Below are 21551 nucleotides of genomic sequence, written 5' to 3'. Positions count from 1 at the left end.
CCCCGCCTCACGACGACGCCCTTGCGCTTCGCTAACCCTTCGCCGCCATCAGGCTGGGTAGAGGACTTACACCTCCGAGCTGTCGATCATGCTCGGCACACAAAGAAAAGGCCGCCCGGAAGGCGGCCTTTTGCGATACAGAGAGGCTGCTCAGAGCGAAGACGTGATCTGCAGCTCGTTGGCACCGTCGAGCGCGTAGACGTCGTCGCGGAACTGGACGACGCCCGGTCCTGTCGACCATGCCGAAAGGTAGAGGAAATGCACCGGCACCGGGTTGGTGACCTGGATCGGCGTGTTTTCGCCGGTCTTGATCGCTGCCTCGAAATGCTGGCGGTCCCAGCCAGGCGTGTCGCGCAGGATCCAGGTGACGAGATCGCGCACGTTCTGCACGCGCACGCAGCCCGAGGAATCGAAGCGCATCATCTTGCCGAACAGGCTCTGCTGCGGCGTGTCGTGCATATAGACGCCGTCGGGGCTCGGGAAGTTGATCTTGACCGAGGCCATCGCGTTGCCCGCACCCGGATCCTGGCGGAAGCGATATTTGGCCGCATCGTCAGTCGACCAGTCGACATTGAGCGGATCGACCTCGCTGCCGTCCGGCGCGAACAAGCGGATATGGCTGTCCTTCAGGTAGTCAGGATTCTTCCGCATCAATGGAATGATATCCTTGCGCACGATCGAAACCGGCGCGTTCCAGTACGGATTGACGATGATCTCGTTGATCTTGGAATTGACGATCGGGGTCTGGCGATCGATCTTGCCGACGATCGCGGTGTGGCGAAGCACGACACGATCGTTCTCGACAGCCTCGATCTGCGCCGCCGGAATGTCGACCAGCACATAGCGGCTGCCGAGCGTGCCGGCCTTTTCGCGCAGGCGCTGCAGATTTGTCTGCAACTGGCCAAGCCGAATCTGTGCCGATACGTTCATTGCCGCATAGGTGTACTTGCCCAAAGCGCCGTCAGCAGGCAGGCCATGACGGGTCTGGAAGCGCTTGACCGCTGAATCGACATAAGAATCGAAGGCGGTCGAAACTCCAGCGCCTTGCGCCAGGTCGCCGGAAACCATCAACCGCTTGCGCAACGGCACGACATCGGGATCATCGACGCCGAGCTGCAACTTCTTGGTCGCGGGAACCTCTACCCAGCCGCCCTGCCCGACGATGTTCTGATACTGGGCGACAGCCTGTTCGGTGAAAGCGACGGTCTGCAGGCTGAAAATCGGCAGCGTCGAGGCCACTTTGCCGCCTTCGCTGGCGCGGGCGTCGAACTGGTCGTCCCAATTGCCGCGGGCCGAGGATTTCAGGATATCCCCGATCACATCCTGAGCACTCGCGTGGCCCGCCACCATGGCGGCAGCGAGCGCTGAGGCTCCGGAGAGGAAAAAACGGCGGCTGGTTCTCATGGACGTTCCAGACATTTGTAGCAGTTCGTTCACTTGCTGCGTTGATCATCGGGCGATCTCGCCCGCACTCTAAAATTGGCAATCTTAACAATTAGCCAACCATGGTCCGCATCGTCGAGCGCGAACGGGTGCCGGCGCGACGCGGTTTGCGGGTGAACGCTTGGTCTTGACCACAGCATCACTGCCATCCTCGGTTCCATTGGATTATGGCGGCAACGTGGCCTCGTCTCCAAATCGGGCCAGGCAGCGCTCCGAAAAGAAAAGACCGGTGCTTTTCGGCACCGGCCCTGACTGAAGGTCGCTGTTTCGGCCGCGCTTCTGTGGCGCGGGCCAGATCCGATGCGGCGGACGTCAATTACATCCGGTAGGCGATGGTGTCGTTCCAGAAGCGGTCGAGCCGCTGCAGGGCGCGGTTCATCTGCTTGAACTCGTCGGTGTTGATGCCGCCGACCTGCTCGATCGAGCCGACATGGCGCTCGTAGAGACCGGCAACCACTTCCGCCACCTCGTTGCCCTTCGGCGTCAGCGAGATACGGACCGAACGGCGGTCGATGCGCGAGCGCTGGTGATTGATGAAGCCGAGATCGACCAGCTTCTTCAGATTGTAGGAGACGTTCGAGCCGAGATAATAGCCACGCGAGCGCAGTTCGCCGGCCGTCAGCTCGGAATTGCCGATGTTGAACAAAAGCAGCGCCTGTATGGCATTGATGTCGGAACGGCCGTTGCGGTCGAATTCGTCCTTGATCACGTCAAGCAGACGGCGGTGCAGCCGCTCTACAAGCTGGAGCGATTCCATGTACAGCGAACGGATTGCCTCGCGGCGGTCGTCGGAAACGTTGGCGGTCTTCGCCGCCGGACGCGAATTGATCATTGTCTTTGCCTCTCGTTTGTCGCCCTGGTGATTTTTTGTTTTTCACCTTGATCGCGACACTATCGAATACTCATAAAATTCGACTTAAACGCTAGGGCTAACAAGAGCTTACCGGTAACAGGTTTCGAAAGAGGCTTAACGAACGGTCACCCGAGCAAGGATGATTAACCTAAAGATTTAGGCAATGTTCCGAGGGCGGAATCCGGGATATCGCCAGGTCGCCAATCCGCTCAACGGCTTACCCCCGCCTCGGCCGCTTCTGCATGTAGATGACGATGCGAAAAACGATATAGAGCAGCGTCACCGCGGCATGCGAGACGACAATGAGCGGACGGTGGCCGAAGAGCTCGGGGAAGCCGGCGTACATGACCGTCTCGGTCACCGCGCAGATGAACCAGATCACCGGGCCCCAGGAGGCCAGCATCCACAAGCCGGCGGCGGCAAAGGGAAAGAACACGGCGAGCACGACCGCCGCCACTTGCCAGTGCACCGGCATCAGGTCGAAGCGCCACAGGGGGCCTGGATAGAAGCCAATCAGCTTGATCCAGTAGAGAACGCCGAACAGCAGGCAGTAGCCCGATACGACGCGCTGGAACCAGGCGAAGATAACTTCCACGCCTGAAGGCTGAAGTACGACGCGTCTGGAGGTCACCTCGCTCATAGCCGAAGCTCCCGTTCGCCGAGCGGGGCGAAATAGGCGTCGACATCCGCCTCGCCGACCGCGTCCAGGGTTGCCGGCCGCCATTGCGGCTTCGATCCCTTGTCGATGATGGCGGCGCGGATGCCCTCGTAGAAATCATGGCCGGCAAGCATGCGGTTGAGAATGCGGAACTCCATCTTCATGCAATCGTCCATGGACAGGGTCGACCCGGCGCTGATCTGGCGCCAGGCGACGCGAAGGCTGGTCGGCGAGCGCGTGCGGATCGTCGCCAGCGTTCTTGCGGCGAAATCGTCGGCGCCCGCGGCGCGCTCCAGACTACCGATGGCGTCCTGCAGCGACGGTTGGGCGAAATGGCTGGAGATCGCCTCCAGCGTCGGCCTGTCGGTCTCCCGCCTCGCCTGGACGAAGAAACCACGCAGCACCGATTCCGGATCGCCGGTCAGGGCCAGCCGGTCGAGGAAGCCCGACTGGTCCTCGGCCTTGATGGTGTGGGTAGCCAACCCCGACCACAGCGGGTCGCCATAGCGGATGCGGTTGCCAGTCAGGGCCAGATACATGCCGAAGGAGCCGCCGAGATCGGGCAGCAAATGGCTGGCGCCGACATCCGGGAAAAAGCCGATGCCGACTTCCGGCATGGCGAACTGGGCATTCTCGGTCATCACCCGGTGCGAACCGTGGAAGGAAATGCCGACACCGCCGCCCATGACGATGCCATCGATCAGAGCGACGTAAGGCTTCTTGAAGCTGTTGATGCGGGCATTGAGCCGATATTCGTCGGCGAAGAATTCGACCGGCGGCTTTCCGGCCCGTCCGGCCTCGTAGATGTGCAGGATATCGCCTCCGGCCGAAAACGCCCTGCCCTCGGCCTTGACGACGACGACGTCGATGCCCGGATCCCGCTCCCAGGCGCGCAAAGCCTTTGCCAGGGCGTTGACCATGCGATGCGTCACCGCATTGAGCGCGTGCGGCCGCGTCAGCGTGACGATGCCGGCCCGGCCCAGATGCTCGAAGCGGATCTCGTCGCCTCCGCCAAAATCCATCGTGAAAGAATCCCTTCCCGCGCCGCCGGGACTGAAGTGCTAAAGCGTGGCGCATGGATGCGTCAATGCCGGGACGCACCGCACGGCTCCGAACGTTGGCAAAAGGCGGCTAACACCGGCGGTGCCGGCGCTTTTTATGCCGGCAGCTTTTCACGATAGGAATTTTTTCTTGACAGGGTGAGTGCAGCTATGGTAGATATTTACCTATGGTGCAGATTTGCGCCAATGACCCGCCGCACAGGCGGGTTTTTCGTTTGATGCTTCTCAACCAACGCGCCGGCGAACGCTCCAGTGGAGCGTCGGCGAACGCTCCAGAGGAACCCGTTGAACCGGGTTTCGTTGCCGTGCCACCGCAACCGCTTGGCTCGCGTCGGGGGCCGGTGCTAAAAATCGAACCGTAATGCCGGCAACGATGAGAAACCGGGCGGCATGCGTGCTGCAACGCGGCGCTGGCGGGTCTTTGAACGGGGGGTGTGTCCATGACTCGATTTTTGCGCCGAGCACTGGTGTCGATGGCGCTGATCGGCATCTGCCTGGCTGTCCATCCAGCCTTGGCGACAAACCTCGCCGAACTTTACCGATCGCAGACCATCGTCAACGGCAAGTACGAGAAAAACCGCCAGTCCGGTTTCAAGCGCTGTCTCGACGCGGTTCTGGTCCGGGTTTCCGGCGATCAGCGCCTGCCGGCCAAACCGGAGATGTCAGTCCTGCGCGAGAAGGCCGGCAGCTTCGTCGCCGGCTTCAGCTACCGCGACCGCATGGAAGGCATTCCCAACCATGACGATCAAGGCACGTACGATCGGCCGCACAACCTCTATTGCCAGTACACGCCGGCGGTGATCGACCCGCTGCTGGCATCGCTCGGCAGCAAGCCGTGGCTGATGGAGCGGCCACGGCTGGCGGTATTTTTGGCGACCGAGCGCGGCGCCAGGCGTTTCGCGCTCGATGCCGACGATGAGCGCGGCCTGCTGATGCGCGAATCGTTCAGCAATGCCGCCGCGCCGCTCGCCATGCAGGTGGCGTTTCCCACGGCAGCGCAGCTGTCGCAGGCAGCGTTGGACGACAGGAACCTGCGCGACGCCGAGGTGACGATGCTGGACGCTGTGGCCAAGAAAGCCGGCGCCGACCAAGCGCTGGCCGGCAGTATCGTGTGGAGCGATAAGGAACTGGGCTGGATCGCCGACTGGCGCCTGGCGACGGCCGGGAATACCTATCGCTGGCAGGTGCGCGGGGTTTCCTTCGACGACGCCTTTCGCGTCGCCCTGCGTGGCGCGGCGCAGATCCTGTCGGGCAATGGGCAACCGGAATAGAACGCGGCCGGATCGCTGGCACAAACGTGTCGCATTGGTCAGCGGCAAGGGGCCGTGGTAAAAACCCGCCGATCCGGAGTTTAGGCAAATGAACAAATTCACCCCGACAAAGCCAGCCGGCGCGCGCAGCGTCGACGACATCACCGGCAGCCGGCGTTTGCGCCGCATGCGCAAGGCCGACTGGTCGCGCCGTCTGGTGCAGGAGAACCGGCTTACGGTCGACGACCTGATCTGGCCGATCTTCGTCGTCGATGGCAAAAATGTGCGAGAGCCGATCGCCGCCATGCCCGGCGTGTTCCGCATGTCGATCGACCTTGCCATCAAGGAGGCTGAACGCGCGGCAAAACTTGGCATTCCCGCGCTTGCCACCTTCCCCAATGTCGACATCTCGTTGCGCGACCAGACGGGCTCGCACATCCTCGACCCGGAAAACGTCATCAACCGCGCCACGCGGGCGATAAAGGACGCGGTGCCGCAGATCGGCATCATTACCGATGCCGCGCTCGACCCCTTCACCAGCCACGGCCATGACGGCATCCTGCGCGACGGCATCGTCGTCAACGACGAAACGGTCGAACAGGTCGCGGCGGCGGCAGTGATCCAGGCGGCCGCCGGCGCCGACATCATCGCACCGTCGGACATGATGGACGGCCGGATCGGCGCCATCCGCGAGGCGCTCGACGCCAACGGCTTCCAGGACGTGGCGATCATGTCCTACGCGACCAAATTCGCCTCGGCCTTCTACGGCCCCTACCGCGAAGCGGTGGGCACCGCCGGCCTGCTCAAGGGCGACAAGAAGACCTATTACATCGATCACGCCAATTCCGATGAGGCGGTGCGCGAGGCCGAACAGGACCTCGCCGAAGGCGCCGACATGCTGATGGTCAAGCCTGGCTTGCCCTATCTGGACATCATCCGGAGGTTGAAGGACGAATTCCAGATGCCGACCTTTGCCTACCAGGTGTCGGGCGAATATTCGATGATCAAGGCGGCTGCCGCCAATGGCTGGATCGATGGCGAGAAGGCGATGCTGGAATCGCTGCTCGCCTTCAAGCGCGCCGGCTGCGACGGGATCCTGACCTATTTTGCGCCCGAAGTGGCGGAGCTGCTGAAGGGATAGCAGTCCGGTCGTTTTGGAATTTTGGCAACAATCCGCTAGAATGAACTTATGAGCAGGAATGACGTCATTCGGCAGTTGCAGAGAAACGCGGATGCTATCAAAGGCATGGGCGCGACTTCGCTTTATCTGTTCGGATCGATGGCGCGGGACGACGCGCGGCCGGACAGTGACCTCGATCTGTTCATCGATTATGATCCTGCGAGGCGTTTCTCGCTGATCGACCTGGTCGGCATCAAGCAATTTCTCGAAGAGACGATGTCAGCAGAGATTGATATCACCACCCGCGACAGCCTTAACCCAATGTTGAAGGCCGATATCGAACGATCGGCTGTGCGCATATTTTGATGGCAGCGCGTCGGATCGAACCGATTCTAGCCGAAATAATAGAGGCTTTGGATGGTATTATCGCTGCCACAACCGGTAAGACTCTGGATGACTTCAACAGCGACTGGCTGCTTCGACATGGCACCGAACGCGGGATCGAAATCGTTTCCGAAGCTGCGCGACATATTCCGGAGGATCTGACAGCTCTTGCTCCTGAGATTCCATGGAAACAAGTTCGTGGAATAGGCAACGTTTTGCGTCACGAATACCACAAGACTTCCGGTGCGATAGTGTGGGCCGTGGTGACGGATAACCTACTCCCCCTACGTCTTGCCGTCGAACGTATGCTCGAAGCGTCGAAGCCCCGATAATTCTGACTTCCAGCACGAGCTGCGGCGCACCCTGTTTCGCCCACTGTGCAAGTGCGATGTCGCTCTCGTGTATACAACCCCTCTCCTGACGATGAAGCATTTCGTACGTCGGCTTGGTCGGGCGTCGTCGAAAAAAACCGCTTGCAAATCGCAATCAGTTTGCTACAAGGAAACTACTTGCAAAACACAATCGGTTATCGAGGAGACCTTTCATGTCCAAGCTTCGCGTCAATGCATTCAGTCTGTCGCTTGACGGCTATGGTGCCGGTCCGGACCAGGATCTGCAAAATCCGCTCGGCGTCGGCGGCCCAGCCGTGCACAAATGGGCCTTCAGCACCCGCACCTTTCGGAAAATGTTCGGCGAAGAGGGCGGCGCGACGACCGGCGCCGATGAGGATTTCGCGGCGCGCAGTTTCGAGAATGTCGGCGCATGGATCCTCGGCCGCAACATGTTCGGGCCGATCCGCGGCGAATGGCCTGACGACAGCTGGAAAGGCTGGTGGGGCGACAACCCTCCCTACCATGTGCCGGTCTTCGTGTTGACGCACCACGAACGGGCACCCATCACGATGGAAAGAGGCACGACCTTCTATTTTGTGACCGACGGCATCCATTCGGCGCTCGAGCAGGCGAAGGCGGCGGCGGGTGGCAAGGATGTGCGGGTTGGCGGCGGCGTCGCCACCATCCGGCAATATCTTCAGGAGAGATTGATCAACGAGATGCATCTGGCAATCTCGCCGGTGTTGCTTGGCAAGGGCGAGAACCTTTTTGCCGGCCTGGATATGCTGGAGTTGGGCTACCATTGCAGCGAGCAGGTGGCAACGGATCTTGCCACGCATGTGGTCATCAAGCGCGTGTAGGCGCTTGATGAAACTCTGGTGATTAGCGAAATCCTCGCGCCAGCCTCTTTCTCCCCGTCACTATACGGGGAGAAATGCCCGGCAGGGCAATGAGGGGCAGCGCAAACAGGTTGAATATTGCGTCGCCGGGAATATCACTGATGGCAATATGGTAGCAGAATAAATTGAGCCTACGCAGCGATTTGTGAGGATTCAACCATCGACGTCGGCGCCGCCCCTCATCCGCCTGCCGGTCCTCCGCAGCAGCTTCGGAGGGTGGACCGGCACCTTCTTCCCGTATAGTGACGGGAAGAAGGGAGTAGTCCATCAATACTTCTCCGGCACGTAAAGCTCGCCGGGCAGCACCTGGCGCTCGTATTCCGGGTTGAAGACGCGCTCCGGCAGCGATATCTCCTCGTGCGGCACTTCCTCGTAGGGAACCTGCTGCAGCAGATGGTCGATGCAGTTCAGCCGCGCCCGCTTCTTATCGTTGCCCTCGACGATGAACCATGGCGCCTCGGGAATGTTGGTGCGGGCGAACGTCTCTTCCTTGGCCTTGGTGTATTGCTCCCAGCGCACGCGCGACTCCAGATCCATCGGCGACAGCTTCCACTGCTTCATCGGATCGTGGATGCGCATGAGGAAACGCATCTGCTGCTCCTCGTCGGTGATCGAGAACCAGTATTTGACCAGCGTGATGCCGGAGCGCACCAGCATGCGCTCGAACTCCGGCACGTCGTGGAAGAACTCTTCCACCTGGTCCGGCCCGGCGAACCCCATCACCCGCTCGACGCCGGAGCGGTTGTACCAGGAGCGGTCGAAGAGCACGATCTCACCGCCCGCCGGCAGATGCGGGACATAGCGCTGGAAATACCATTGTGACTTCTCGCGCTCGGTCGGCGCCGGCAGCGCCACGACGCGGCAGATGCGCGGATTGAGCCGCTGGGTGATGCGCTTGATGACGCCGCCCTTGCCGGCGGAATCGCGGCCCTCGAAAATCACCACCAGCTTCTTCTTGTGATGGGCGACCCAGGACTGCAGCTTGATCAATTCCGACTGCAAGGCGATCAAGTCGCGAAAATACTGCATGCGATCGATCGAGGGCGGATGCGAGTTCTTGTAGATCTTGGCGATCTCCATCGACAGCGCCGGCTCCGATAATTCGAGCTCATAGTCTTCGTCGAGCGTGTCGGCGAGTTCTGCTTCGAGCCAGTCCTTGGCGGGAGAATTCTGTTTTTCCTCGGTCATTTTCGCTGCTCCGCTTGCAAGCCCTGTCGGTCACGTCAGGCGCTCCAAGCTCCTGACCTGCGTCCGGGAATGGCAACACCTGAGCCGACTTCAGTATAGGCCGGCAATGACGGTTTTATTGCAGCCTGGTCTTGACCGCCGCCGCCGCTACAAATCCGCGAGGCATGATCGATCCGTCGTCGTGGCATGGCGACAAACGATCCAAATTGTCCTACAAATACCTGCTACATCGGGGCTACCCTTCCCCTCCTTTTCCCAATGCAATCGCGAGGACCGACATGGAATACCGCACCCTCGGCCGTTCCGGCTTGAAAGTTTCGACACTGACCATGGGAACCATGACCTTCGGCGGCGCCGGCGCGTTTTCGGCTGTCGGCAAGACCGACCTCGACGAGGCACGCCGGATGATCGACATCTGCATCGATGCCGGCATCAACCTGATCGACACCGCCAATGTCTATTCGAACGGCATTTCCGAGGAGATCATCGGCGAAGCGCTCGGCGGCAAGCGCAAGGGCGACGTGCTGATAGCCTCCAAGGCGCGGATGCGGATCGGCAATGGTCCCAACGATGAAGGCCTGTCGCGCTATCATCTGATCCGCGAATGCGAGAAGAGCCTCAAGCGCCTGAAGACCGATGTCATCGACATTTACTTCCTGCACGAATGGGACGGTGCAACCCCGCTGGAGGAAACCATTGCCGCGCTCGACACGCTGGTTACCCAAGGCAAGGTTCGCTATGTCGGCTGTTCCAACTATTCAGGCTGGCAGGTGATGAAGGCGCTCTCCATCAGCGACAGCCACCACCAGCCGCGCTTCGTCACCCAGCAGATCCACTACACGCTGGAGGCGCGCGAGGCCGAATACGAGCTGCTGCCGATTTCGGTCGACCAGGGGCTGGGCGTGCTGGTGTGGAGCCCGCTCGCCGGCGGATTGCTTTCCGGCAAATACCGCCGCGACAGCCCGACCGCCCGCCAACTCGCCGGCTGGTCGGAACCGCCGATCCGCGATGAGGACCGGCTGTGGCGGATCGTCGATATCCTCGTTGAGATCGGTACTCAGCGCGGCGTGTCGGCCGCGCAGGTGGCCCTCGCCTGGCTGCTCGGCCGGCCTGCCATCAGTTCGCTGGTGATCGGCGCGCGCAGCGAAACGCAGCTCAAGGACAATATCGCAGCCGCAAGCCTTGCGCTCTCGGACGACGAACGCGGGCGCCTCGACACGGTCAGCAGGCCGCCCCTGCTCTACCCCTACTGGCACCAGCAACTGACGGCAAAAGACCGTTTTGGCGCCGCCGACCTCGTGATTGACCGATGCGGCGTCTGACCCGCGATTTTCGATCATGTGGCGGGCGATACCCGCCGGCGGCTAACCCGAAATGAAGCGCCAGACCTCTGCGTCCGGTTTGACCTGGCCGCTGAGCACAAAGTATTTATAGAGCACGAGCAGGGAGATCGCCTGCTCGGTCCGCTCGTCGGCGAATGTCCGGCAATAGGCGTTCGCGGCGGCGATGATGCGTTCGGCCCGTTCGGGGTGCCGCTCGAAATAAGCCACGCGTTCCGCGAGATCGGCGAAGTCCGATTCGAGCGGCACATAATGGACATCGGGTTCGAGTTGCTTTTCGGCAAACCATGTCTCGTATGTCGGCGGCGGCATCAAGCAAAGCGAGTTGGAATTCAGGATCCATTTGAGATTGGTCGCCACGTCATTGCCTTCGAGCGAAACAATGTAGCGATAACGCTGGTGCTGGCTGATGCTGAGATAGGGTTTGCTGTACTCGGCCGGTGCGTTCGGCTTGTGCGAGCCGGCGTCGCAGAACCGCAGGTCACACACCGCATCCAGAAATCTTGTCCGGATCGGATTGTTGAGATCGCCGCGCCAGACCACGGCCGGGAGCTTGTCGGCGAATGCGGTTGCATCGGCCGGCATCTGGAAGTGACGGAACTTGTCGAGCTTCATGATGACCGCGTTCTTGTCGTCGGCGCGGATCGGCCTATCCTTGACGATCGACGGCACCTTCGGCACGTCGATCACGTCGCCGAACTCCAGGTCGATCAGCAATCCGGGATCGAAGTAGCGGGCAAATTCCTTCAGGTCGTAATAGTACATGGTCGGCGTGAAGGGCAGCCTGTTGATGCGCACGGCATCGGGGCTGGGCACGAAGCCATCCTGCAGCTTGTTGTAGTAATTCAGGCGCCGGCGCGCCGCTTCGCCCGAAAGCCTCGCCATCTCCAGGTGAGCGCCCAATCTGCGGCGGAACAATGCCTGCGGGACGGCATCGCGCGCAAAGTTGCGCGCATAGTAGAAAACCCTTGCGGTCGTTCGCGCAATTGTGGCCATAGCTCACTTGATCAAGATAAACAGGCAGCTCTCAATAGGTCGGCGCCCCGGCACTTCCTACACCATTGTGCCGCGCATCTTGCAAGTCCCCGAACAGATCGTTGTGACGTCCGGATAGTTTCGCTCCGGCTGTTGTGTTTGGCAGCCAATGCTCCTAGGCAGGGTCAGAGCCCCAGGGCCAATCAAAAAAGGAGCCGGTATGGCGCGAGCACCAAACTACGATCAGGAACGCAAGGAACGCGACCGCCAGAAAGCGGCCAAGAAGGCCGAGAAGCAGGCGGCCAAGGTCGCGGCGCGGGAACGTTCGAAACCCGAGGGCGAAGGCGAGACTGAGACCGAAACGGAAGAATGACGGCATGCGGCCCGCGAATGCGGGCCGTGCCTCAATCTCCATTGTCGTCCTGTAATCAGGCAGGAGCCTTGTCGCTGACGAAAACGTCCACTTCACGCGCCGCCGCGATAAAGGCGCGCCTGGCGTTCATGGCCGGCTTGTCCCCGGCCAGCGCGTCGTGGCAGGCCTGCAGCGCCGCGCGATGCTTAGGGCTGCGCTTTCCGGGCCAGCTGTTGAGAAGGTAATCGGAAGCCTCCCTTGCCGAGCGCAGGACCTGAGTGCTTCCCGCCGTGACGGACTTGACGGTCACGGGTGTTTCAAATCGGTTGTTTTCCATCGCCGCTCTTACGCCATCGGCGCCCGTGAAGCGAGGCCGAAAGTGCGCTTCACGTTCGGCCGGAAACTTTTCGCATGGCCCTGCCCCAGCTAGGCAGCGACGACGGCAAATCCCCTGGCGCGAAGACCGCGTCGATCGTTGGCGAGCGACGTGACCAGCCGGTCGCGGCTGCCGATGATATGGGCCGAAAGCAAGCGCGCGGCTCCATCGCCGTCGCCAAGGCGTGTCGCCGCCAGAATGGCGCGATGCTCGGCCCAGGCGCGAACAAGCGCAGCTTGATCGCGAACCTCCAGCCAGCGAGCCCGCGACAGCCGTGTCATGGCATCGCGAACGGCCCGGAACAGGAATTCGTTGCCTGACAGGCGCGCCAACTCGATGTGAAAATCCATGCCGATACGATGCCATTCCTCGCGCGGCGTTTCGTTGTCGCAGGAATCGAGCATTGCCTCGATCACATCGACGGCGCTTCTGTCGGCTTGGGCGCTCGTCAGCCGCACAGCCGCGATCTCGACCGCCTCGCGATAGACCGCGATCTGCTCGAGTTCGGCCAGATTGATGGGTGAAACCGTCCAGCCGCGCCCGTCCCTGCCGACCAGCCCCTCGGTCTCCAGCCGCAGCAGCGCCGCCCTGACCGGGGTGCGCGAGGCGCCGAAGCGGCCTTCGATCCAACGCTCGGTCAGGCGCTCGCCGGGCCCGATCTCCAACCCCAGGATCATCTCGCGAAGCTGCCGCTCGACGTTCTGCATTTGCGACATCGCGTTTCCCTTTCGAGGCCGCATTGACAGCGGCGAGGCTGAGGTCCATGACGGATACCAGATTGGTATCCCAAATTGGTATCCGCTACAATCCCCCCGACATTCGGCAGGCAAGGCAATGGCACAGGACAATACGCAACAGCAGGGCTACAACATCCACTGGCGGCGCAATCTCGCCGTCTGCTTCGCCGGCTCGTTCAGCACGCTCATTGCCATGACCCTGCTGTTGCCTTTCCTGCCGCTCTACGTCGAACAGCTGGGCGCCGAGGGCCATGTGGCGATCGTGCAGTGGTCGGGCATCGCCTATGGGGCGACCTTCTTCGCCGCGGCGATGGTCGCGCCGCTGTGGGGACGTCTTGGCGACCGCTACGGCCGCAAGCTGATGCTGGTGCGGGCCAGTTTCGGCATGGCGCTCTGCATGTCGCTGACGGGCATGGTCGAGACCGTCTGGCAACTGGTGCTGCTGCGCCTGCTGATCGGTTTTGCCGGCGGCTATTCCTCGGGTTCGACCATATTGGTGGCCATGCAGACGCCGAAAGACCGCTCCGGCTGGGCCCTGGGCGTGTTGTCGGCGGGGATCACGGCAGGCTCGCTGGTCGGCCCCCTGCTGGGTGGCGCGCTGCCGCCACTGATCGGCATTCGCGCGACCTTCCTGTTGTCCGGCGGCGTCATCTTTCTTGCCTTCCTGGCAACGACGTTCCTGATCAAGGAGAACACGCGAGCCGAGGCGGCAAAAGCCGCATCGGCGGCGAATCCGAAAAGCGGCTGGTCGCAGGTTCCCGACAAGCGGCCGGTCGTCGCCATGCTGACCACTGGCATGCTGCTCGCCTTCGCCACCATGTCGATCGAGCCGATCATCACGGTCTACGTGCAGCAGCTCATCGAGGATCAGAGCCGGGTGACGCTAGTCGCCGGCGTCGTGATGTCGGCGACAGCGCTCGGCGCGATTGTCTCCGCCTCATGGCTCGGCAAGCTTGCCGATCGCGTTGGCCACTGGAACGTCGTCGTCGGGGCGCTGGCCGTCTCGGCCCTGCTGCTCATCCCGCAGGCCTTCGTCACCAATAGCTGGCAACTGATCGCCCTACGTCTCCTGATGGGCCTAGCGCTTGGCGGCCTGCTGCCATGCATCACCAGCGTTATCAGGCACAATGTGCCGGACGGCGTCGGCGGCAATGTGCTGGGCTTGTCGATCTCGGCGCAGTATGTCGGACAGGTCGCAGGGCCGCTGGCCGGCGGCTTCGTGGGCGGCCGTTTCGGCATGCCGGCGGTGTTTCTCGGCACATCGGTGCTGATGGCGGGAGGAGCGGTCTACAACTGGATTGTTCAGTCGCGGCGAACGCGGCATATGATGCTTGAGGCGGGCGAGCCCTGAGGGTTTGCCCGGCCGGACCAACCGCACAAGGGAGCGCTCCAACATGAACCTCGCCGATCCAAACGGCAGCCGTGTCCTTGTGTTTGCCGGCGGTCTCGTCGGCGCGGCGGGGGTGGCGCTGTCGGCGGCGGCGGCGCATGGTGGCGGCGCCTTCACCGGCACGGCCGCGTCCTTCCTGCTGATGCACGCCCCGGTCTTTCTGGCCGTTGGCCTCATTGGCGCAAACCGCTTCCTGCGGATCGCCAGCCTGGTGCTTTTGACCGGGCTCCTGCTTTTTGCTGGCGACCTTGTCGCGCGCGATTTGTTCGGCGCGAGATTGTTTCCGATGTCGGCGCCAATCGGAGGCAGCCTGCTCATCGCCGGGTGGCTGGCGATCGCGGTCTCCGCCCTGGTGCGTCCACGTCCCTGAGCATTCGGCGAGGCTCAGTCCCGACGGCGTCCTGGCCGGCCCCAGAAGTCACGGTTGCGCGTGGCGGGCTTTGCCAGGCGCCGCGCCTCCGGCCGCTCGGCAGCCGGCGAGATGCCCCAGTAATTGCGGTAAATGTCTGCGAACAGATGATTGATGGGATGCATGGTCTGTCTCCCTGTGCTTGAATCGATCCAATCGATGGGCAAAAAAATGCCGCCGGTCAGATCCGCTTGCGCCTCACGAGAAAACGCAGGTCGCGAACCCACGGGCCGGCACCGTCGCGCGGCTTACGCCTGGCGGTGGTCGACCCAATATTCCAGTCGTTGCGATAGATGTCTTCGAACAGATAGTTGACGGGGTGCATGATGCTCCTCCTCTTCGGCAATCGGGCAGGCGAATGTGCCACTTTGGATCGATTCAAACATAGGTCCTCGGCCAGCGCTGGTCAAGCAATAAATTGAATCGATCCAACGAAAATACTAGATGCAACTCAAGAACGTGCTAAATGCAGGCTAGGAGGCACGCAGAATGGCGCCACTTACCGCAGGCAATCGACGACCCGTCCGGCTGGCCGACATCGCCAAGGCCGCCGGTGTTTCGCACGGCACCGCATCCAATGTTTTCAGCCGCCCCGAGATCGTGCGCGAGGAAGTCCGTGAACGGGTCAAGGCGGCGGCCGAGGCGATGGGCTATGGCGGCCCGGATCCCAAGGGCCGGCTGCTGCGGGCCGGCAAGGTCAACGCCATCGGCGTGGCGACGGCAGAGCCCCTCTCCTACTTCTTCGACGATCCCTTTGCGCGCGTCATGATGGCTGGCATCTCCCAAGCTTGCGACGCAACAGGGGCTGGTATCTCCCTTGTTTCAGCCGCCAACAGCGAACAGCTTGCCTGGAACATCCAGAGCGCCCTGGTCGACGGCTTCATCGTCTTCTGTATCGAAGGCGGCTCGCGGCTGGTCGAGCTGGCACGAGAGCGCAAGCTTCCCTTTGTGGCGCTCGACCTGGATTCCGAGGACGGGTCGGTCGCGGCGATCGGTGTCGACAACATCGCCGGGGCCGGCCTGGCGGCGCGTCATCTGACGGATCTCGGGCATCGCCGCTTTGCCGTGCTGGCGCTGCCTTTCGCCGATGGCAGGACAGGCCTTATTTCGCCCGAGGAGCTTCGCGCCGCGGCCTATGCCGGGACACGCGATCGCCTCACCGGATATTTCCGGGAGCTTTCGCGGGTTGGCATCGACACGTCCACAGTGCCCGTCTACGAAACCGCCAACGATGCCGCCAGCACAAAGGCCGGGCTGGAAACGATCTTTGCTTCCGGCGAGCCACCCACGGCCATCCTGGCGATGTCGGACAGAATGGCCCTGGCAACGCTCGAATGGCTGAGTGCGCGCAACCTGAGCGTCCCCGGCGACGTTTCCGTCGTTGGCTTCGATGGTGTTCCGGAAGGAGCGGTATCGGAGCCGCCATTGACCACGGTCGCCCAGCCGATCGCGGAGATGGGGCGCCTGGCCGTCAAGGCGATCCTGGAAAGCGATGGCCAGGTTCGCCGGCAGCAACTGCCTGTCGAACTGATCGTGCGGGGTTCGTCGGCTCCCCCAGCCGGCTGAACCGACCGAAGCAATTCCGGGAAAACAGCTCCAGGCGGCTCATCGATTGGCTCTCGCCGCCACGGCCGAGATGCCGAAAGACGCACGGACGGGTTGGGTCGTCCGGGCCTTGCCCGAGCCGCCGATGGCCGACAGCCATTCGAGATAGAAGGCAAGCGCGAACTGCATGGCGATGCCGGCCGATATCAGCAGGCCGTCATAGGCAAGGCCACCCGGATTGATCAGTTTCATCACCTGGGCGACCATGGCGATCACCGTGCCGGCGATGAAGACCGGCAGCGAACGCTTGCCGAGTATCGCCAGCGGATGATCGGGGCTGGTGCGGAACAGGTTGGAGAACGCCGGCAGAGCCACGAACAGGTAGCTGACCGCGAGGATATGCAACAGCCGCGGCAGCGACAGGAAGGTCTTGTCGAAACCGCCGAGCACCACGGGCAGGTTGAACCACGTTACGTGTCCCCAGAGCGGGCTGTGCACCCATACCGCCGCCGTCAGCACATAGGCGGCGGCCGCGCCGACCAGCCAGCGGTTGACCGGAATGACACCGCCGCGCCTGATATGCAGCATGGCGGCAATGCCGATGTTGAACAGGAACTGCCAGGACAGAGGATTGAGGAACCAGAAACCAGGCTCGGGATAGTTCGGCGGAGCGATCTGCCAGATGCCGGCGAAAAGCCACAGCAAGCCCGACACGGTCAGCCCAGCAAGCGGCCTGTGGCCGATGAACAGGACAAAGACCGGCGCCATCAAAAGCAGCGCGGCATAGACCGGCAGGATGTTGTTGTAGCCGAGCTGATGGCCGAGCGTGACAATACCGACCAGCACTTCGGGCGTGTTCTTCATCAGCGGCTCGATGTTGATCAGCTTCAAGAGCTCCGGCTTTTTGGCGAACACCGCCACGGCGCAGAACAAGCCCATCACCACCATTGTCGTCACGATATGGGCGATATAAAGCACACACGCCCGCCGCCACATCTTCAATGTCGCGAGAAGACGGCCGCCCGGCCGGAACTTCGTGCCATAGGCAAGCGCGACGGAGATGCCGGAGATGAGCACGAACGCCTCGGCGGCGTCCGAAAAGCCGAAATTCTTGTAGGTCAAGGCCTCGAAGGCCGTACCCGGCACATGGTCGATGAAAATGGTCAGCAACGCGAGCGCGCGCACCACATCGATACGCGTATCGCGTTCCGGCGAAGCAGGGGTGGTCATCGAGAAAAGGCCTCAAAGCTGGTCGTTCATAGGGGCAATGCGATGCCGGCGCACCGCTTCGATTCCTCCCGCAGGAAATGTATCGGCCCGAAAACGGGCTGGAGTGCGCCCGGTTCAATCAACTTTCGCAGAGCATGAAAATATTGCGTTTTGAAGCCGGCAAATTGAGCGAAACGAAATGTAATCAAAGGGATGCGGAATGACCGACGAGAACGTCGAAAACGGCAAGCTGCTGCTGGATCTGGCCTTTCCCTATCGTCTTGACGCAGCCGGCGGAACCAGCCGCGCATGCCTCTTCCTGCTGCATGGATCGGGCGCCGACGAGACAAGCCTGTTGCCACTGGCGAAACGGATAGCGCCCGGAGCCGTATTGGTGGCGGTACGCGGACGCGTCCCCCAGGAGGATGGCTTCCGCTGGTTCGAGCGGATCACCCCGACGCGTTTCGACCAGACAAGCGTCCTTGCCGAGACGGCTGCTTTCGGGCAGTTCGTCGCCAAGGTCGGGGATCGGCACGGGATCGATCCCGCAGGCGCCGTCTTCCTCGGCTATTCGAACGGCGCCAATCTGGTTTCCAGCCTGATGCTGCTCCATCCAGGCATGGTCAGGGCGGCGGCGCTGCTCAGGCCAATGCTTGTGCTTGACCAGGCGCCGGCAACGGATCTCCGGGGGACGCGGACGCTGATCGTCGCCGGCGCCGCCGACGAGACCTACGGGCCCTTCGCACCGGCGCTGGTGAGGCTGCTCAGCGAGCACGGCGCCGAGGTCGACGCCCGCATTATTTCCTCAGGCCATGAAGTCGGTGATCCAGACGCTGCGATCGTCAGGCAATGGTTGGCAGGATCGGCGGCGCTGGCGCAGGCAAGCTGACCGGCCGCACGAAGCGATCGAGGCGCGGAGAAAATGAGATCCGTCTCTCTCAGATGGTCTCTGGGTGGGCCCTACCCCCGCCCCATCCTGTTCCAGGCGTCGAGACCAGCGATCTTGTAGGCTTCGGCGAGCGTCGGATAGTTGAAGGTATTGTTGACGAAGAAGTCGACGGTGCCGCCGAGATTGATGACAGCCTGGCCGATGTGAATGAGTTCGGTTGCCCCTTCGCCGACAATATGCGCGCCGAGCAGCCGGCGCGTCTCGATCGAAAACAACAGCTTCAGGAAACCGGTGTTGACGCCCATGATATGGCCGCGCGAGGTCTCGCGGAAGCGTGCCACGCCAACCTCGTAGGCAGCACCGCTCTCGCGCACCTGCTCCTCGGATTGGCCGACGGTGGAGATCTCCGGCACCGCGTAGATGCCATAAGGGAAGGTTTCCGGCGGCGGCGGCAACGAAACACCGAAGGCATGGCAGGCGGCCACCCTGCCCTGCTCCATCGAGGTCGAGGCGAGGCTCGGAAAGCCGATCACGTCGCCGGCAGCATAGATGTTGGGCACGCTCGTCTGGAAAGTCTGCGGATCGACCTTGATACGGCCTCTGGGATCGGCATCGATGCCGACGACGTCCAGCCCCAGGCTGCCGACATTGCCGGTGCGGCCGGCGGCATAGAGCACGACCTCCGAACGGATGGTGCGGCCATCGGCCAGTTCTACTTCGGCTGCTTCAGGCTTGGAGCGGATTTCCTTCACCGCGCTGCCCAGCCTTATCGTCATGCCGCGATCGCGCATCTGGTGAATGAAATCGTCGACGATCTCGCGATCGACGAAATCGAGCATGGAATTGCGCGGCTCGACCAGCGTCACCGGCACGTCGAGCGCCGAGAAGATCGTGGCGTATTCGACACCGATCACGCCGGCGCCGATGACGGTCAGCGTGCGCGGCAGGCGGTCGAGTTCGAGCATCTCGTCGCTGTCGAAGACGCGGCTTTTGTCGAAAGGCACGTCGCCCGGCCGGTGCGGCCTTGTGCCGACCGCGATCAGCGCGTTGGAAAAACCGACTTCGCTGTAGTCGCCATTATCTGATGTCAGGCTGACCTTGTTGGGGCCAAGAAACTTCACCGACGCACGCGCGCTCTTGACCGTATTGCGCATGAACTGGTGCTGCAGCACCTCGACCTCGTGATCGAGTGTCTTGTGCAGGCGCTCGATCAGATCGCCGACCGAAATATCCTGCTTGACGCGGTAGCCGCGGCCATAGAAGCCACGTTCGCGCCAGCCCGAGAGGTTGAGCACCGTCTCGCGCAACGTTTTCGACGGAATGGTGCCGGTATGGACGGAGACGCCGCCGAGGCGCCGGCCTCGGTCGACCACCAGCACCGACTTGCCGAGCTTGGCCGACTGCACGGCGGCGCGGCGCCCGGAAGGGCCGCTGCCGATGACCAGCATGTCGTAATCCATATTGCCCCGTCCCCTTTGCCCCAGAACGCTCTGTTGCGCCGCAGCAAGCTAATGCCATCCGTGCGGCAAATTCAACCGGTCCAGATTGTACCTCACCCCTTTCGGGCCTTGCGTGCGCTGGGGAAGCTCAACCTTGATTCCGCCGCGTGTCTTCACCATTTCATTGCTGAGCGGCCCACACCCTATGTCGGGCCTTGTTACGAGGAAATGACATGAACGCTCGCGTTCTCGACGGCGAAATCATCAACACCCGGCTCGACGATGTCAGGGCCTATGAAGGCGTGCGCACAAGGCGCATCCTGGCCTTCGTGCTCGACTACATCATCGTCGCCTTGCTCACCATTCCGTTCGCCATACTGGTGTTTTTCCTCGGACTTTTGACGCTCGGCCTTGGCTGGATGCTGTTTGGCATCCTCGTTCCGGCCGTTGCGATCCTCTACATCTGGAACACGCTGGGCAGCGCCGACCAGGCCACCACGGGCATGAAAATGATGGGCATCCGCCTCGACCGGCTCGACGGCAGGCCGATCGACGGCCTGACCGCGGTCGTCCATTCCGTGCTGTTCTGGGCCGGCAACGTCATTCTCTCGCCGCTGGTCCTGCTGGTGACCCTGTTTGCCGACCGCAAGCGCACGCTGCACGATCTTCTGCTCGGCACGGTGGTCAGCCGCACCGGCCATTGACGGCATTTCCGGGAAGCGCTACCGGCGCGTCAGCGCAAATGTGAAGGCGTTCACCCAGCCGCGCCTTCATAATCCTGTTGAATTTTTCGCTTTCCGCGCCAAAGGTAGAGCGACTCGAAGGAGCGTATCCTAGACTCGATGACGCAGCATCCGACCCAGTCGCCGCAGTTCTTCCTGACCGCGCCATCGCCGTGTCCCTATCTCGACGGCCAGTTCGAGCGCAAGGTGTTCACGCATCTGGTCGGCGACAAGGCTTCGGAGATGAACGATCTCTTGACGCAAGGTGGCTTCCGGCGGTCGCAGAACATCGCCTACAGGCCGGCCTGCGAGACCTGCCGCGCCTGTGTTTCCGTGCGCATCCTCGCCCAGGAATTCGTTGCCAGCCGCAATATGAAGCGCGTGCTGCACAACAATTCCGATCTGGTCGGCGCCATGCACAATGCCGAGCCCTCGACCGAACAATATTCGCTGTTCCGCAGCTACCTCGATGCCCGCCATCGCCGTGGCGGCATGTCCGACATGACGGTGCTCGACTACGCCATGATGGTCGAGGACACCCATGTCGAGACCAAGGTCATCGAATACCGGCGGCGCGGCCCCGACACATTCATTACCGGCAAGAGCCAGGGCGAACTGATCGCGGTGGCGCTGACCGACAAGATGGCCGACGGCCTGTCCATGGTCTATTCCTATTTCAATCCCGATTACGAGGAACGTTCGCTCGGCACGTTCATGATCCTCGATCACATCGCCCGCGCACGGGCGATGGGCTTGCCCCATGTCTATCTCGGCTACTGGGTCAACGGCTCGCGCAAGATGAACTATAAGATGCGCTTCATGCCGCAGGAGCATCTCGGCCCGAAAGGCTGGGAGCGCTACACCAACGAAGCGGTTTCACGCTGAGTTTTCCCACGGTCCACGCTTAACTGTTTCAAGGCAGGGAATGCTGGTCTTTCCGCCGCTTGGTTGGAGAGTGCGCCATCGCACCGGTCACACCT

General features: G+C 62.0%; 26 protein-coding genes. 13 read left to right on the top strand and 13 right to left on the bottom strand.

The features are described 5' to 3' along the window. Positions 1 to 150 precede the first annotated feature (150 nt). From NKI49_RS03330 to NKI49_RS03315, 4 genes are all read right to left on the bottom strand, one after another. Positions 151 to 1404, bottom strand: a complete 1254-nt coding sequence (locus tag NKI49_RS03330) for a L,D-transpeptidase family protein (RefSeq protein WP_352598350.1) — start codon at positions 1402 to 1404, stop codon at positions 151 to 153. A 355-nt stretch (positions 1405 to 1759) separates the two neighbouring features. Then, positions 1760 to 2275 (bottom strand): transcriptional regulator LdtR, encoded by a 516-nt coding sequence (gene ldtR / locus NKI49_RS03325; RefSeq protein ID WP_027028003.1) that lies wholly within the window; start codon positions 2273 to 2275, stop codon positions 1760 to 1762. A gap of 238 nt (positions 2276 to 2513) precedes the next feature. Beyond that, on the bottom strand, positions 2514 to 2936 hold the full coding sequence (locus NKI49_RS03320; protein WP_352598351.1) for a DUF6163 family protein: 423 nt from the start codon (positions 2934 to 2936) through the stop codon (positions 2514 to 2516). Further along, entirely contained in the window at positions 2933 to 3976 is a 1044-nt protein-coding gene (locus tag NKI49_RS03315) for an enoyl-CoA hydratase/isomerase family protein (RefSeq protein ID WP_352598352.1), read from the bottom strand. Before NKI49_RS03315 ends, NKI49_RS03320 begins: the two co-directional genes overlap by 4 nt. Before the next feature lie 479 nt (positions 3977 to 4455). Here NKI49_RS03315 and NKI49_RS03310 point away from each other — a divergent pair, with 479 nt between their 5' ends. The 5 genes from NKI49_RS03310 (at position 4456) to NKI49_RS03290 (ending at position 7961) form a co-directional block, all read left to right on the top strand. Next, on the top strand, positions 4456 to 5286 hold the full coding sequence (locus NKI49_RS03310) for a DUF8605 domain-containing protein (RefSeq protein WP_352598353.1): 831 nt from the start codon (positions 4456 to 4458) through the stop codon (positions 5284 to 5286). An 88-nt stretch (positions 5287 to 5374) separates the two neighbouring features. Beyond that, on the top strand, positions 5375 to 6406 hold the full coding sequence (gene hemB, locus NKI49_RS03305; RefSeq protein WP_352598354.1) for a porphobilinogen synthase: 1032 nt from the start codon (positions 5375 to 5377) through the stop codon (positions 6404 to 6406). Positions 6407 to 6454: 48 nt separating this feature from the next. Beyond that, positions 6455 to 6751: a nucleotidyltransferase family protein gene (locus tag NKI49_RS03300; protein WP_352598355.1), complete on the top strand. Its 297-nt coding sequence runs from the start codon at positions 6455 to 6457 to the stop codon at positions 6749 to 6751. Next, entirely contained in the window at positions 6751 to 7101 is a 351-nt protein-coding gene (locus tag NKI49_RS03295; protein ID WP_352598356.1) for a HepT-like ribonuclease domain-containing protein, read from the top strand. The genes NKI49_RS03300 and NKI49_RS03295 overlap by 1 nt, the downstream gene beginning before the upstream one ends. Before the next feature lie 212 nt (positions 7102 to 7313). Then, on the top strand, positions 7314 to 7961 hold the full coding sequence (locus tag NKI49_RS03290; protein ID WP_352598357.1) for a dihydrofolate reductase family protein: 648 nt from the start codon (positions 7314 to 7316) through the stop codon (positions 7959 to 7961). Between the two features lie 22 nt (positions 7962 to 7983). On the opposite strand, the gene NKI49_RS03285 is transcribed toward NKI49_RS03290, so the two are convergent. Beyond that, complete coding sequence (locus NKI49_RS03285; RefSeq protein WP_352598358.1) at positions 7984 to 8268, bottom strand: hypothetical protein; 285 nt, start codon at positions 8266 to 8268, stop codon at positions 7984 to 7986. After that, a complete protein-coding gene (gene ppk2, locus NKI49_RS03280) occupies positions 8268 to 9188 on the bottom strand; it encodes a polyphosphate kinase 2 (protein ID WP_352598359.1) in 921 nt (306 codons plus the stop codon). The genes NKI49_RS03285 and ppk2 overlap by 1 nt, the downstream gene beginning before the upstream one ends. Positions 9189 to 9466: 278 nt before the next feature. Here ppk2 and NKI49_RS03275 point away from each other — a divergent pair, with 278 nt between their 5' ends. Next, entirely contained in the window at positions 9467 to 10510 is a 1044-nt protein-coding gene (locus tag NKI49_RS03275; protein WP_352598360.1) for an aldo/keto reductase, read from the top strand. Positions 10511 to 10552: 42 nt separating this feature from the next. Here the strand turns inward: NKI49_RS03275 and NKI49_RS03270 are convergent, their stop codons facing one another. After that, positions 10553 to 11524: a glycosyl transferase family 90 gene (locus NKI49_RS03270; protein WP_352598361.1), complete on the bottom strand. Its 972-nt coding sequence runs from the start codon at positions 11522 to 11524 to the stop codon at positions 10553 to 10555. Between the two features lie 199 nt (positions 11525 to 11723). On the opposite strand from NKI49_RS03270, the gene NKI49_RS03265 reads away from it, so the two are divergent. Next, positions 11724 to 11876 (top strand): hypothetical protein, encoded by a 153-nt coding sequence (locus NKI49_RS03265; RefSeq protein WP_081689681.1) that lies wholly within the window; start codon positions 11724 to 11726, stop codon positions 11874 to 11876. 55 nt (positions 11877 to 11931) lie between these two features. Here the strand turns inward: NKI49_RS03265 and NKI49_RS03260 are convergent, their stop codons facing one another. Together NKI49_RS03260 and NKI49_RS03255 are read right to left on the bottom strand one after the other, a co-directional pair. After that, positions 11932 to 12192, bottom strand: a complete 261-nt coding sequence (locus NKI49_RS03260; RefSeq protein WP_352598362.1) for a DUF982 domain-containing protein — start codon at positions 12190 to 12192, stop codon at positions 11932 to 11934. Between the two features lie 89 nt (positions 12193 to 12281). Beyond that, complete coding sequence (locus NKI49_RS03255; RefSeq protein ID WP_352598363.1) at positions 12282 to 12947, bottom strand: GntR family transcriptional regulator; 666 nt, start codon at positions 12945 to 12947, stop codon at positions 12282 to 12284. A gap of 118 nt (positions 12948 to 13065) precedes the next feature. Here NKI49_RS03255 and NKI49_RS03250 point away from each other — a divergent pair, with 118 nt between their 5' ends. Continuing rightward, positions 13066 to 14319, top strand: coding sequence for an MFS transporter (locus tag NKI49_RS03250; RefSeq protein ID WP_352598364.1), 1254 nt, complete (start codon positions 13066 to 13068; stop codon positions 14317 to 14319). 43 nt (positions 14320 to 14362) lie between these two features. Then, complete coding sequence (locus tag NKI49_RS03245; protein ID WP_352598365.1) at positions 14363 to 14728, top strand: DUF423 domain-containing protein; 366 nt, start codon at positions 14363 to 14365, stop codon at positions 14726 to 14728. Between the two features lie 14 nt (positions 14729 to 14742). On the opposite strand, the gene NKI49_RS03240 is transcribed toward NKI49_RS03245, so the two are convergent. Together NKI49_RS03240 and NKI49_RS03235 are read right to left on the bottom strand one after the other, a co-directional pair. Further along, complete coding sequence (locus NKI49_RS03240; RefSeq protein WP_352598366.1) at positions 14743 to 14892, bottom strand: hypothetical protein; 150 nt, start codon at positions 14890 to 14892, stop codon at positions 14743 to 14745. Positions 14893 to 14948: 56 nt separating this feature from the next. Next, positions 14949 to 15092 carry a hypothetical protein gene (locus tag NKI49_RS03235; RefSeq protein ID WP_352598367.1) on the bottom strand — a complete coding sequence of 48 codons (144 nt, stop codon included), beginning with the start codon at positions 15090 to 15092 and terminating at the stop codon, positions 14949 to 14951. Positions 15093 to 15256: 164 nt separating this feature from the next. On the opposite strand from NKI49_RS03235, the gene NKI49_RS03230 reads away from it, so the two are divergent. Next, positions 15257 to 16333 (top strand): LacI family DNA-binding transcriptional regulator, encoded by a 1077-nt coding sequence (locus tag NKI49_RS03230; protein WP_352598368.1) that lies wholly within the window; start codon positions 15257 to 15259, stop codon positions 16331 to 16333. Between the two features lie 39 nt (positions 16334 to 16372). On the opposite strand, the gene NKI49_RS03225 is transcribed toward NKI49_RS03230, so the two are convergent. Beyond that, positions 16373 to 17542, bottom strand: a complete 1170-nt coding sequence (locus NKI49_RS03225) for an OpgC family protein (RefSeq protein WP_352598369.1) — start codon at positions 17540 to 17542, stop codon at positions 16373 to 16375. 199 nt (positions 17543 to 17741) lie between these two features. Between NKI49_RS03225 and NKI49_RS03220 the strand changes: the two genes are divergently transcribed. Next, the gene (locus NKI49_RS03220) at positions 17742 to 18410 is read left to right on the top strand and encodes an alpha/beta hydrolase (protein WP_352598370.1); all 669 of its coding nucleotides are present in this window, start codon (positions 17742 to 17744) and stop codon (positions 18408 to 18410) included. A gap of 71 nt (positions 18411 to 18481) precedes the next feature. Here the strand turns inward: NKI49_RS03220 and sthA are convergent, their stop codons facing one another. Next, complete coding sequence (gene sthA / locus NKI49_RS03215; RefSeq protein ID WP_352598371.1) at positions 18482 to 19870, bottom strand: Si-specific NAD(P)(+) transhydrogenase; 1389 nt, start codon at positions 19868 to 19870, stop codon at positions 18482 to 18484. A 212-nt stretch (positions 19871 to 20082) separates the two neighbouring features. On the opposite strand from sthA, the gene NKI49_RS03210 reads away from it, so the two are divergent. Both NKI49_RS03210 and NKI49_RS03205 read left to right on the top strand, forming a co-directional pair. Continuing rightward, positions 20083 to 20553 carry an RDD family protein gene (locus NKI49_RS03210; RefSeq protein ID WP_027027987.1) on the top strand — a complete coding sequence of 157 codons (471 nt, stop codon included), beginning with the start codon at positions 20083 to 20085 and terminating at the stop codon, positions 20551 to 20553. A 138-nt stretch (positions 20554 to 20691) separates the two neighbouring features. Further along, positions 20692 to 21456 (top strand): arginyltransferase, encoded by a 765-nt coding sequence (locus NKI49_RS03205; protein ID WP_352598372.1) that lies wholly within the window; start codon positions 20692 to 20694, stop codon positions 21454 to 21456. Positions 21457 to 21551 lie beyond the last annotated feature (95 nt).

It is taken from the genome of Mesorhizobium sp. M0587 (assembly GCF_040320945.1).
Classification (GTDB): domain Bacteria; phylum Pseudomonadota; class Alphaproteobacteria; order Rhizobiales; family Rhizobiaceae; genus Mesorhizobium.
This window is presented reverse-complemented; position numbering and strand designations above follow the sequence as displayed.